General features: G+C 30.3%; 11 protein-coding genes and 1 pseudogene. 11 read left to right on the top strand and 1 reads right to left on the bottom strand.

Annotation, left to right across the window (positions count from 1 at the left end; genetic code table 11):
* Window positions 1-78 precede the first annotated feature (78 nt).
* From ACWJKS_RS15775 to ACWJKS_RS15745, 7 genes and pseudogenes are all read left to right on the top strand, one after another.
* Entirely contained in the window at window positions 79-858 is a 780-nt protein-coding gene (locus ACWJKS_RS15775) for a TLD domain-containing protein (protein WP_216302626.1), read from the top strand.
* 107 nt (window positions 859-965) lie between these two features.
* On the top strand, window positions 966-1,751 hold the full coding sequence (locus tag ACWJKS_RS15770) for a thymidylate synthase (protein WP_375294772.1): 786 nt from the start codon (window positions 966-968) through the stop codon (window positions 1,749-1,751).
* Window positions 1,751-2,251, top strand: a complete 501-nt coding sequence (locus ACWJKS_RS15765) for a dihydrofolate reductase (protein ID WP_462959950.1) — start codon at window positions 1,751-1,753, stop codon at window positions 2,249-2,251. Before ACWJKS_RS15770 ends, ACWJKS_RS15765 begins: the two co-directional genes overlap by 1 nt.
* 136 nt (window positions 2,252-2,387) lie before the next feature.
* Window positions 2,388-3,296: an MBL fold metallo-hydrolase gene (locus ACWJKS_RS15760; RefSeq protein WP_462959949.1), complete on the top strand. Its 909-nt coding sequence runs from the start codon at window positions 2,388-2,390 to the stop codon at window positions 3,294-3,296.
* Window positions 3,297-3,376: 80 nt separating this feature from the next.
* The gene (locus tag ACWJKS_RS15755; protein ID WP_462959948.1) at window positions 3,377-3,808 is read left to right on the top strand and encodes a hypothetical protein; all 432 of its coding nucleotides are present in this window, start codon (window positions 3,377-3,379) and stop codon (window positions 3,806-3,808) included.
* A 419-nt stretch (window positions 3,809-4,227) separates the two neighbouring features.
* Complete coding sequence (locus ACWJKS_RS15750; RefSeq protein WP_462959947.1) at window positions 4,228-5,196, top strand: beta-ketoacyl-ACP synthase III; 969 nt, start codon at window positions 4,228-4,230, stop codon at window positions 5,194-5,196.
* 451 nt (window positions 5,197-5,647) lie between these two features.
* Window positions 5,648-6,199: pseudogene (locus ACWJKS_RS15745) on the top strand (DUF7010 family protein).
* A gap of 373 nt (window positions 6,200-6,572) precedes the next feature.
* Here the strand turns inward: ACWJKS_RS15745 and ACWJKS_RS15740 are convergent.
* Entirely contained in the window at window positions 6,573-7,022 is a 450-nt protein-coding gene (locus ACWJKS_RS15740) for a hypothetical protein (protein ID WP_462959946.1), read from the bottom strand.
* Between the two features lie 339 nt (window positions 7,023-7,361).
* Between ACWJKS_RS15740 and ACWJKS_RS15735 the strand changes: the two genes are divergently transcribed.
* From ACWJKS_RS15735 to ACWJKS_RS15720, 4 genes are all read left to right on the top strand, one after another.
* Window positions 7,362-8,048 carry a response regulator transcription factor gene (locus ACWJKS_RS15735; RefSeq protein WP_462959945.1) on the top strand — a complete coding sequence of 229 codons (687 nt, stop codon included), beginning with the start codon at window positions 7,362-7,364 and terminating at the stop codon, window positions 8,046-8,048.
* 80 nt (window positions 8,049-8,128) lie between these two features.
* Window positions 8,129-9,076 carry a sensor histidine kinase gene (locus tag ACWJKS_RS15730; RefSeq protein WP_462959944.1) on the top strand — a complete coding sequence of 316 codons (948 nt, stop codon included), beginning with the start codon at window positions 8,129-8,131 and terminating at the stop codon, window positions 9,074-9,076.
* 135 nt (window positions 9,077-9,211) lie between these two features.
* The gene (locus ACWJKS_RS15725) at window positions 9,212-9,877 is read left to right on the top strand and encodes an ABC transporter ATP-binding protein (protein ID WP_462959943.1); all 666 of its coding nucleotides are present in this window, start codon (window positions 9,212-9,214) and stop codon (window positions 9,875-9,877) included.
* Window positions 9,878-9,890: 13 nt separating this feature from the next.
* On the top strand, window positions 9,891-12,404 hold the full coding sequence (locus ACWJKS_RS15720; protein ID WP_462959942.1) for an ABC transporter permease: 2,514 nt from the start codon (window positions 9,891-9,893) through the stop codon (window positions 12,402-12,404).
* The last annotated feature ends 281 nt before the right edge of the window (window positions 12,405-12,685 follow it).

The following is a 12,685-nucleotide window of genomic DNA, read 5'->3' as shown; positions in this document are numbered from 1 at the left end:
TATATCATAATATTAAAAAAAATTCTTTGTTTAGATTCTAAAATATAAAATATAATTTGTATGAAAGGTGAAATTTTAATGAAGAAAAAGCATCTATTAATAATAGCTTTAATAATTAGTTTGATATTTGGGGCTTATAATTTTCTTAGTTTAAAGCAGCAAGAAAAAACTGCGACTGAATCATTTATATTCAGTTTATCTGACGCCCAATATTGTTTTGCACAGGACTATAGTAAACTAAACGAGAATGAAAAAAATTATTATTATATAATGGCATCATCTAACCTACATACAGCTTTGAATTTATTAAATTCGACTTCGTATGCTAATGTTGAGAATAGTAATGAATTATTTAACGCGATAAATGAACTTAATTCCTGTATTTCAGAAAATAATACAACTAATAGTAGGTGGAAAGCTGTTACTGAAAAGAGGGAACTTATATATAATTATTTACATTATATAGTTATAAATCCTAATGACAAAAGTAATTGCAAAGCACTTTCTAGACTTGCAAATAATTTACGTTTAGACATTGAAGATGTTTTAATTAATTATGAAGGGAAGAGTCCAAATTGGGCTGTAGGGTATAAAATCGATGGTAATGAAAACTCACATGACACATATTATACATTTAAGTACACTGGGATAGATGGTAAGTTGGTAAAAGATGTTAAATACTCTATAGATACGTATAATGAAGGAGAAAGTGGCGAATTTAAAAATCATAATAGTAAGGTGCATACTGGCAAATTGAAACTGACGGCAGGACTTCCAAAAGCTACTGATAGGGATATGTTAGTTAAGATAGAATGGAATGGGAAAAAAGAGTCGTTAATATTAAAAAAGTCTAAATAAGGGTTGAGCTATATAATAAAAAAGAAATATAGAAAGGAAGTGAATATTTAGTGGGTTTGGATACTTAATGGATACTTTCTCACTAATGATAAATTATGTCAAATGAAATGGATAGACAATATATTAAAATGGCAGAGAAAATTATTAAAAAAGGATATTATGACCAAAATCGTACTGGGGTTGCAACTTTAAAACTTCCTCACCAAATTATGCAATTTGATTTAGAAGAAGAATTTCCAATATTAACGACTAAATTTGTTGCATTTAAAACTGCGGTAAAAGAATTGCTTTGGATTTTCAAAGACCAATCTAATGATGTTAAAAAACTTCAAGAACAAAATGTACATATATGGGATGAATGGGCTTTGGAAGATGGCACAATAGGGAAGGCGTATGGTTTTCAAATAGCTAAGTATCACCAAATTGATACACTTATTGAGGCTTTAAAAAAGAATCCTCAAGACCGAAGAATGATGATGAACTTATGGAATATAGAAGATCTTCCTGAAATGGCGCTTCAACCTTGCTGTTTTTTAACTATGTGGGATGTAACTGATGGAAGGCTGAATTGTATGTTAATACAAAGGTCTGGAGATACGGCCCTCGGAATTCCATTTAACACAAGTCAATATGCATCATTAGTTCATATGATAGCACATGTTACAGGACTCAAAGCAGGATTATTTACTCATGTTATAAATAATGCACATGTATATGAAAATCATATTGAAGGTTTAAAATTACAGATTTCAAGAAAAGAAGAAGCTTTAGAAGCACCTAAGATTTGGATTAATCCAGAAATTAAAAGCTTTTATGACTTTACACCTGAAGATGTTAAACTAATAGATTATAAACACCTTGGGAAAATAAATATGGGGAGTGTGGCTGTATAATGCTTACGTGTATTGTTGCTATTGGAGAAAATTTTGCTATAGGGAAAAATAATAAATTACTTTGGCATTTTTCAAAAGATTTAAAAAGATTCAAACAGATTACAAGTGGAAATACTATTATAATGGGAAGAAAGACATTTGAGTCTCTTCCGGGTATTCTTCCTCAAAGACACCATATAGTTATTACTCAAAATAAGAATTTTGTAGTAAATGATGAACGAGTTACTGTTTTAAATTCTAAGGAAGAATTATTAGAGTCTTTAGAAGAAAGTAAAGAATATTTTGTTATAGGGGGAGGAGAGATTTATAAGTTATTATTGCCCCATTGTAATAAAATACATTTAACAAAAGTGCATAAGGAATATGATGCTGAGGTATTCTTCCCAGAGCTGAATTATTTGGAGTGGAATATTAGAGAAGAAGAAACTGGTTATATTGATGATGATAAAACAACACCATACAGTTTTTTAACACTGGAACGTATTACTTTAGTAAAATAATAGTTTATAAAATAACAAAATGACTTAGAGAAATCTAAGGTATTTTGTTATAATGTTTTCAATTACATTATATATTAGATACATAGCCATTAATAGGTAATCACATAAATGAGTATAAAAGGAAGAAAGTGAATATATGGAGATAAAAGAAATAAAGGGAAATACATTTTGTATTGATACTGGAATGACATACATACCTTTTTATAAAATTAATCATGAAGAAATTATTATGTTGGATTCAGGATGGGCACAAGGAGAAAGAAAAGGAATAGATGAGCTTCTTTTAAAAAACAACTTTAAGGTAGTCGCCATAATTTGCAGTCATGCTCATATAGACCATGTAGGAAATAATGCATATTTGAAGGGAAAATATAACTGTATTATTGCTATGCCATCCTATGAAGCTCTTATTTGCAGTTCAACGGTTAATCTAAAGCTCTATTACAGTAGCCAAACATTATCCGATGTTACAGAGCATTTTGGGGATATGGTTTGTGAAACAGATATTATGATTTTGGACAACCAAGATAGCGTAACTGTGTGTGGTGTTAAATTTAGAATTATTCATACACCAGGGCACAGTCCTGCACATATATGCATTACTACTCCTGATGATGTTGCATATTTGGGAGATTCACTCATAAGCTATGAAGTCATGAGGGGGGCTAAAATGCCTTACGCTTATATACTGAGTGTGGATTTGTTAAGTAAATTAAAACTTTATGATCTAAAATATAGCAAATATGTAGTGGCACACAAAGGTATATTTGATGATATTACAGGACTTATAGCTGACAATATAAGTTTTTATAAGGATAGAGCATTAAGAATATATAATGTCATAGATGGTACTATGACAATGGAGGATATTCTAAAGGCTGTTATTATAAGTTTTAATATTAATGTAAAAAGCAAATATAGATATACAACAATAGTAAGAATGCTTAGGTCATATGTTGAATATTTGAATGAAACAGGAATGGTAGTTTTAAATATGGATAATGGATTTCTTAAATATTCAAAAGCTGTGATTTTAGATAAATAAATTTTAAATTTTTCTATTAAATGAATCCCTGTAACATAACTACAATTCATTATGGGAACATTAATAAATGGGTGATGTTTATGATTAAAAAAACACTGTCAGTTATGTTCTTATTTATTATGTTGTTTAATTCAACAGTAGTTCATGCTGAAGGATTAAAATATGCTGAAATTTTTGATCCAAAGCAAGGAAAGGTGGTGAAAGTAGTTCAGTTAAATCCAGAAATTCATAATATGGTTGCAAACTTTATAAAGAATGTTGATAATATCTATGCTAAAAGCGACCCTCTTACAGATGATGGTTATGCAATTAAAATCCCGCTTGATCCACCTGTAAAGGTACAGAGAGAATGTTTAAACGCACTTATAAATGAAGTTTATATAATTATACCCGAAAGTGAAGCACCATTTCTTATGGTTTTTGAAAATGAAAACAAACTACTTTGTTTCCCATTTAAAGGAGACATAAATTCGTTGTCAAAAGTTCTAGATTTTAAACTAAAAGACAGATAAAGTATATACCTTACATTTGTAATATGAAAACCCCTATAAAGTATTATATATATACTTTACAGGGGTTTTGGTATTTTATCAGTGTTAAAAAAGTTTTTCCAGAAATTAAATATGATATACAGACAGCAGATAGTATAAAATCCTTTTATTTATAAAAGCCCAATAATTAATACCGCATATGGAAATGTACCAATTAATTATGGGAAAGAAGCATAAGTTGAAAGAATTTTTTTAAATACTAGTTGAAACCGTTATAGTAAATTAGTCCATATTTTTTAATGCTTATATATCCCTAGTTAAAAAGTATATAAAATTACCATGAAATTGTATTTTTTACGCAATATATAATCTATGCTATACTATAATTAATAGAAAGTATGTAAATATTTCAATGTTTACATAAGTAAGGGAGTGCATAAATGGGAATACAGATTATTTCTACTGGTAGTTACTTACCTGAATTATTAGTAACAAATGATAACTTGTCAGAAATTCTAGATACTAATGATGAATGGATATCAACTCGTACGGGAATTAAAGAGAGACATATATCTACAACTGAAACGACCACAAGTTTAGGTGTAAATGCAGCTGAAATAGCATTAAAAAATAGTGGATTATCAAAAGAGGATATAGATTTAGTTATATGCTCTACGGGAACACCAGATGTATGTGTACCAACAGTAGCAGCAAATATAAAAAAAGAATTAGGAATAGAAAGTGCTGTTGCATTTGATATGAATACTAGTTGTTCAGGTTTCATATATGCTATTACTGTGGCAGAAAGTTTAATGAAAAATTGTAATTATAAGAACGCAATTGTTATTGGTGCTGATACAAACAGTCAAATTGTAAATTGGCAAGACAGGTCAACCGCTGTACTTTTTGGCGATGGTGCTGGTGCTGTTATATTATCAAATACTGAAGAAACAGGGATTATAGCTACTCATTTAGATTGTGTTATAGACCATGATAATGTTCTCACATGCTATAATAAAATAGAATCCACACCATTTTTCACAGATAAAAATGAAAAAAATCAAAAAGTAGTTATGGATGGCAAAGGAGTATTGCGATTTGCTACAAAAGCGTTTATAGAAGCAACACAAGCAGTTGTAGATAAAGCTAATATTTCAATAAGCGATATTAAATTGATCATTCCACATCAAGCTAATTTAAGAATTTTAAAGTCAGTAGCTAAAAAGATGAATATTGATGAGAGTAAATTTTATATAAATATAGATAGAACCGCTAATACTACTGCAGCTACTATTCCAATTGCATTAGATGAAGCTTTAATTAGTGGTATGATAAATAAAGGTGATATTATCCTTTTTGTAGCATTTGGTGCTGGGCTTTCTTCTGGAGCAGTCCTACTTGAATGGTAAAATTCAAAAATATTTTTATCTTTACTTATAAACTTATTTTTATTAAATTTTTAAATTACGAGAATAGTAATATGTATTTAATATTTTTAGTGAAAGATTAAATGGTGGTGGGAATTATAAATTTTTTTATATATTTTATACTCTTTGCACTTGGATGGTTTAATCTTTGTTTGGAAAGATCGTGAAATGTTACTTAAAGAGTTGATTTATACGTGTTGTTAAGCAGCTAGTTAAATTTAACTATATTTAACTAAATTTAATTAAATTTAATTAAGCAATTATGTTTTTGTATGTATTGTTCTATGTGGTATAGACGATGCGGATTTAGCCTAACTGGGAGGGCTTAAATTTCAATTTTTTATAGAAGTTATAGTTAAAATTATATTGAATTTAAATGATAATAAAATAAAGTTATTTAAAGAAATATACATTTATAGTAGGGGGAAAAGGGATGGAATTAGATGAATTAAGAATTGATATTTCGAAAAGGGGTAAAAAGGGGCTACATTTTATTATAGCATCTGTGATTATTTGGTGCGCTGTGCTAGTTGTATGGTTGCTACCAATAAAAAATATTGCAACTAAAAATTTACTGACATTCTGTTTTACAGCACCGCTACCACCACTTGCATATATGATTTCAAGGGTAATAAAAGCCGAGTTTTCAACAAGTGATAATCCTTTAAATAAATTAGGGATTTTATTTTCATGTAATCAATTTCTATATATACTAATTGCTATGTGGGTATACCCAACAGTTCCAGATAAAATGGTAATGGTTTTAGCAATTATCTTCGGCGCACATTTGCTACCTTTTGGATGATTATATCAATCAAAGGCATATTTAGTGATGTCTGTACTTATATCTCTGACTACACTTATTATCGGAATTATGTTTAGTGCGGTGGTGGTTTCAATAGTTATGATATTATTTGAAATTATATTTTCTATATGGTTAATGATTGAAAATAAATCTTTAAATATAAAATCAGGAGCATGCTAGGAATACCCTTGGCAAGCCCCTTTTCTATTATATAGGAAACAGTTTGTGGTAAATAATGTGGATAACTTTTTTTTCTGCCCTTAGATTTCATCCAACCTGTGGATATAGATATGCATAATAATATGGACTTTCTCCGGAAGTGATTCCAAATAAGAGAAGCAGAAACATTGAAATTTCATTTAGAAATTCTTCTTTTCCAATGTAAAATTCTCGTGAGCCTGACAGGAAGTCAGGCTAGCGAACCTGAAGCAGGATGCCGAATGTGAGCGCCAGGGAATTTTATATTCGAAAAGATTAGAATTCCTTAATGGAATTTCACGTTTCAACCTCTTATTTGGAGTCACGCAGGAGAAAGTTCATATTGAGTGGATTTTTAAAGTAAACTATGTAACACCCTAGTGTGGTATAGATGTAATTGCTTCAGTATAATTTTATCGGCTTGAGACTGAGTTATAGTCCCATTACTTACAAGGGATGTTAGAGGATTTATATGAGTTATCTTGTTACTATCCATATATAGTTTACTTCCTTGAGTAGTAATAGCTTTAGTTTTTTCTGAACCTTCAGATCTATTTAGTACAGCTTTAATTTTATTCGCATCAGTTTGAGTTATAGTATTAGCAGTTACAAGGTTTTCAACATTTGCGCCTAAACCCTGTTTTATTTTAGTGTCTATTTTTTTACATTCATTTGTGAAAGGCGCTTTTTTACCAATATTTAATGGGTTAGAAGTTGCTGCGAAAGTTGTACTCGCAGATGATAAAAGTATTCCAACTGTTAGTGAGCCAGATAGAATTTTGGTTTTTATAGATATAATTTTCATTTTAATATCTCCCTCATTAATTTATTTTTATCGATTCTATCTTTTAATCATAGCAATTGGGAGTGTCAACGAGGTGTCAATATAATGTCTATTTTGTTTGTTTTGTGTATTTTCTATAAATTTTGTATTAACTCATCTCCTGCGGAGCTGAAATGTCGTTAAATTCCTTCATAAGCTAATCCCAACTTACCAGGTTTTCCAGTTCTGATTGAGATATTTTGATCCCTTCTAAAATTAAAACAACAGTCTTTTTACCTTTTTTAACAGATTTTTTACCATGTAATTTAATGGTGTTTAATATACGGTATAATAGAAGAAAACCTTCTAAGGAGTGAAATAATGAAACAGATATTAGTTGTCGAGGATGACACTTTATTAAACAAAACATTATCTTATAATTTAAATGAGGAAGGGTATGAAGTGGATTCTGCTCTAAGCACATTCGCGGCTATAAATTATGTTAATCAAAAGGAATATCATCTTATAATTTTAGATGTGAATTTGCCAGATGGCAATGGCTTTGACCTATGTCAAAAAATTAAACTATTACATGAGAAGACTTCTGTGATTTTCTTAACATCTAATGATATGGAAAAGGATATGCTAAAAGGTTTTGATTTAGGAGCGGATGACTATGTGACTAAACCTTTTCATTTAAGTGTATTTCAAAAAAAAGTTAAAGTGTTTTTAAATCGTCTTGAAAGGCCGCTTGAAACTGATTGTTATGATGATGGAGATTTATGTATTAACTTTTCTCAATTGTCAGCCAGTCTAAGTGGAAAAATGATTGCATTTACGCCAATGGAATATCGGACTTTGAAATTATTTGTAGAAAACCCAAAAATAGTATTGACGAGAAAAATTTTTTTAGAAAAGTTATGGGATTCTGAAGGAAACTTTGTAGATGAACATACTTTAACTACGGTTGTGAGCCGTATACGAAATAAAATTGAACTAGTTGATCATAAATATATTAAAACCGTATACAGTATGGGGTACATGTGGATAAGTAGTGATAGGAAATGACTTCAAAAAAATTATCTATTCGAAATATTTGCCTTTTTGTAAGCCTAGGGATACTTATAACATCAATAGTTTTCCTTATCATGGCATATCTAATCACAGGCAATATTATATTGATTTTTGGAGGAGGTGTTTTTCTTTCATGTATATACATATGGATTGGGTTGCTTATATTTTTAGTAAGGAAAAAATTAATACTATTTACTTCATGTATTACCCAAAATTTAAAGAATATCACAGCAGGTGATAATAACTTTGAATTTAATTCAGAAGAAGATACCTTGTTGTCACGAATTAATTATAGAATATCAAGATTGTTTGAAATTATGCAAGAAAGTAACTGTAGTGTTGTCCGTGAAAAAGCAGATTTAGAAGAATTAATTTCAGATATTTCCCATCAAGTAAAAACGCCTATTGCAAATTTGAAAATGATTAATTCAACTTTATTAGAACGTAAGTTACCAGAAAAAGCGCAAATTGAATTTTTGCAAGCAATGAATGGTCAACTTGATAAGTTGGACTTCTTTATGCAGGCAATGATCAAGACTTCAAGAATGGAAACTGGAATTATAACCTTAGAAAAAAAGAACTGTTCTCTCTATGAAACACTTGCATCGGTAATGGGTAGTACTTTGTTTATGGCTGAAAAGAATAATATCGAGATTGTAATTGATTGCACTACGAATTTGATGGTTTCACATGATAGGAAATGGACAACGGAAGCATTGTTTAACATCCTCGATAATGCCATAAAATATTCACCTAAAGGTGGCAAAATTCATGTAACTGTTACAGTATGGGAAATGTATACGAAAATTGATATATCAGATAACGGCAAAGGTATTTCAGAAAACCATCAAGCTGAAATTTTCAAACGTTTTTACCGTGAGGACGAAGTACATGATATTCCAGGCATTGGTATTGGCTTGTATCTTGCCAGGAAAATTATCATCATGCAGGGTGGATATATTAAAGTAACATCTAATTATGGACAAGGTTCAACCTTTTCGGTCTTTCTTTCCAATAGATAAATTTATAGTTTTATAGCTTGCTTAATAACTTAAAAAGGTTACAAATTTATAACTAATAATTTTTTATTGGTATATTTCTGTAACCTTTTAGTGATATTCTGTGATTAATTCATTAATTGGGAGGATTGTTTGCATATGAGTATTTTAAAAACAACTAATTTGAAAAAATATTATGGTATAAAGCCAAACATTACAAAGGCTTTAGATGGAATAAACTTTAATGTAAAAAAAGGTGAATTTGTAGCTGTTGTAGGCACATCTGGTAGTGGTAAATCTACATTACTACATATGATAGGAGGACTAGACAATCCAACATTTGGTAGTGTTATGGTTAAAGATAAGGAGTTAGCAGACATGAGTGATGATCAGCTTGTAATTTTTCGGCGTCGCAATATTGGATTTATTTTTCAAAACTACAATCTTATGCCAATGTTGAATGTATATGAAAATATTGTTTTACCAGTAGAGTTGGATGGTGAAACTGTAGACAAGTCTTTTATGAATGAAATTATAAAAATGTTAGCACTGGAACATAAAATTCAAAATATGCCCAATAATCTTTCAGGCGGTCAGCAACAGCGAGTAGCTATTGCAAGGGCATTAGTTACAAAACCCGCTATTTTATTAGCTGATGAACCAACCGGCAATTTGGATAGCAAGACCAGTGCTGATGTTATGGGACTTCTTAGTATGAGCAGTAAGAAATTCCATCAGACAATTGTAATGATTACTCACAATAATGAAATTGCTCAGCTTGCTGACAGAATCATACGTATTGAAGATGGTAAAATTATGGTATAAAGGGGGTATAAATATGTTTCAAAATAATAACGGAAATTCTATTAAAAAGCTAACATGGAGTACTCTTAAATCCAGTAAAAACTATATTGCAATTATAGCCATTGCTTTATCAACACTTCTATTTACAAGTATGTTTACTATCACAGGGAGTTTGCGAGAATCTATGCAAGATAGTGATAAGCGTAAAGTAGGTACATCAGCTCATGCTGGATTAAAGCATTTAACAATAGAGGAATTTAAAAAAATCTCAAAGGATAGTATGGTTAGAGATATTTCATATTCTACCATTATTGGGAATGCAGAAGGTTCGCCATTTCAGAAGTTACCCACGGAAGTAAGATGGGGTGAAGATAAATATGCAAAGTGGACCTTTAATTTTCCCGCAATGGGTAAAATGCCCAATTTAAAAAAAGAAATAGCTACAAGCACTCTTGTTCTTGATAAACTGGGTGTTCCTCATAAATTAGGGCAGCAAATCAAATTAAGTGTAAAAACGGATTTTGGAACCTCCACTGACACTTTTACATTATCGGGTATATGGCGCGGTGATGATGTATCTTATAGGCAGACAATATGGCTTTCACAGCCATATGCTAATGAAATTGCACCATTTTTAAATATTCCTTCTGATGGTACTGTAAATCGTTCTAATGGATATATCGATAGCGCGATTATGTTTCCCACAGTTTGGAATATTGAAGGAAACATCAATAATCTTGCTAAGAAATATAATTTAAATGTACCAATAGGTATTAATTGGGCATATGATACTGCTCAAATTGATATTCAAAATATAGCAATTATTATTCTTGCAATAATTGTTATATTCGTGGCAGCATATTTGTTGATTTATAACATTTTTTATATTTCAGTTGCTAAGGACATTCGTTCTTATGGATTATTGAAAACAATAGGTACAACTTCAAAACAAATACGAAAAATTATTCGCTTGAAAGCTCTGATTTTATCTTGCATGGGTATTCCACTAGGGCTATTGATAGGATGGCCTATCGGGCGTATTTTAGTTCCATATATTATTAATATTTTAGGTGAAGATATGCATGTTATTACAACGGCTAATCCTCTAATATTTATCACTGCAAGTGCTTTTAGTTTGTTAACTGTATATTTAAGCTGTATTAAGCCAGCTATACTAGCATCAAAAGTGTCTCCAATTGAATCAATGCGTTATACAGAAATAAATTCAAAAGCTCAATTTAAAAATAAAAGAAAACGCACCCATAAAGTAGAAACTTACACAATAGCAATATCAAATCTGAGAAGAAATAGAAAAAAAGTTATCCTAGTTGTTTTATCTTTTTCACTCAGCTTAGTACTTCTTAATAGTACTTATACTTTTGTCCACTCTTTTGATTTTGACAAGTTTGTAGCTAGTACTAGTATATCTGATTTTTCAGTTGCGGATACATCCATCATTAATAGCTCAACTCCTTTTAATACAAATGGTGTAAGTAACAATTTTATTGATAAGGTTAAATCATTAGCAGGGCTTGAGAAAAGTGGAAATGTTTATCTTTTTAAAAATCACCAGTCTCTCAGTAGTGATGCCTATACTTGTCTTAAAGAACAGATTGATTCATGGGACAATAAAAAAAAGATGGATTTTATGAATTCTCAAGCAATGGTAAAAAAAGTTTCAGTAGTTAATACTTTGGGTTTTGATACTTGGCCGGCGGAATCTATTAAACTACTAAGTGGAAAATTGGATAATGTAAGCTGGACAAATGGAGATGGTATTTATGTAACCCCATGTAAAATGATTGGAAATGGAAGCAGTAGCATATATAAACCTGGCGATACCATTGATGTTGATTTGGGAAATGATAAGAAAAAAAAATATAAAGTTTTAGCAATTGTGGATTATCCAGAAGCGCTTAATTCACCTGAGCATTATGATTTAGGATTAGAATATATACTTTCTTCAAGTGAATTTTTATCTAACTTTGGACCAAGTAAACCAATGCGTACTATTTTTAATGTAGATGACAAACATCTTGATATAACTGAAAGATGGGTTGAACAGTATTGTACTAATATAGAACCATCATTAGACTTTTGGTCAAGATTAACTTTGCGGAATACATTTCATAAGCTTGTGGTAATGCATAATGTTGTGGGAGGTTCATTGTGTGTTATTCTAGCAGTAATTGGTATATTAAATTTTATCAATTCTATGATGATGTCAATTATTAATAGACAAAGAGAACTTGCAATGCTGCAAGCAGTTGGTATGACTGGAAAACAAATGCGCTCTATGTTGATTTTTGAAGGAGCCGGATATGCTATTCTTGGATTGATTTTATCTATAATACTTGCAAGCATTACTAATATTACATTAATTCCTGCCATGGGTTCTGATCTTTATTACTTTACGAGGAGGTTCACCTTGACGCCAATACTCCTTTGTATTATTCCATTAATTTTTATAACAGCTTTAGTTCCTATTTGCTGTTATTATAAATCATCAAAAACAAGCGTTATTCAAAGACTTAATAGTACAGAATAAAGAATAATTAATATTCTGAAAAACATAAAAGCAATTATTTGGATTAACTCATTTATTAGGTTTCAGATTTACTCCAAGACTTAGAAATATATCTATTGAAAAGGAGTTTATCATCAACCCAAAAGGCATTGCTGATTTTGGGATTGATGCACTATACACGAATAGTGAACACTATATAGGGGTACGGCAACATAGCCATCAAGCTAAGAAAACACTGCAAAAATAAAGCCCCCATTTGTAAAAATATTATCATTTGAAGATAATAAAAACACATCAACGGG

Source organism: Clostridium sp. CM038, from assembly GCF_055081105.1.
Note: the sequence above shows the minus strand (reverse complement) of the source record. Positions and strands in the feature narration are given on the sequence as shown.

Excerpts from the sequence above, each read along its gene's own strand:
- ACWJKS_RS15725 (WP_462959943.1), top strand. The coding sequence starts at position 9,212 with ATGAGTATTTTAAAAACAACTAATTTGAAAAAATATTATGGTATAAAG.
- ACWJKS_RS15755 (WP_462959948.1), top strand. The coding sequence starts at position 3,377 with ATGATTAAAAAAACACTGTCAGTTATGTTCTTATTTATTATGTTGTTT.
- ACWJKS_RS15765 (WP_462959950.1), top strand. The coding sequence starts at position 1,751 with ATGCTTACGTGTATTGTTGCTATTGGAGAAAATTTTGCTATAGGGAAA.
- ACWJKS_RS15735 (WP_462959945.1), top strand. The coding sequence starts at position 7,362 with ATGAAACAGATATTAGTTGTCGAGGATGACACTTTATTAAACAAAACA.
- ACWJKS_RS15770 (WP_375294772.1), top strand. The coding sequence starts at position 966 with ATGGATAGACAATATATTAAAATGGCAGAGAAAATTATTAAAAAAGGA.
- ACWJKS_RS15775 (WP_216302626.1), top strand. The coding sequence starts at position 79 with ATGAAGAAAAAGCATCTATTAATAATAGCTTTAATAATTAGTTTGATA.
- ACWJKS_RS15740 (WP_462959946.1), bottom strand. The coding sequence starts at position 7,022 with ATGAAAATTATATCTATAAAAACCAAAATTCTATCTGGCTCACTAACA.
- ACWJKS_RS15760 (WP_462959949.1), top strand. The coding sequence starts at position 2,388 with ATGGAGATAAAAGAAATAAAGGGAAATACATTTTGTATTGATACTGGA.
- ACWJKS_RS15730 (WP_462959944.1), top strand. The coding sequence starts at position 8,129 with ATGGCATATCTAATCACAGGCAATATTATATTGATTTTTGGAGGAGGT.
- ACWJKS_RS15720 (WP_462959942.1), top strand. The coding sequence starts at position 9,891 with ATGTTTCAAAATAATAACGGAAATTCTATTAAAAAGCTAACATGGAGT.
- ACWJKS_RS15750 (WP_462959947.1), top strand. The coding sequence starts at position 4,228 with ATGGGAATACAGATTATTTCTACTGGTAGTTACTTACCTGAATTATTA.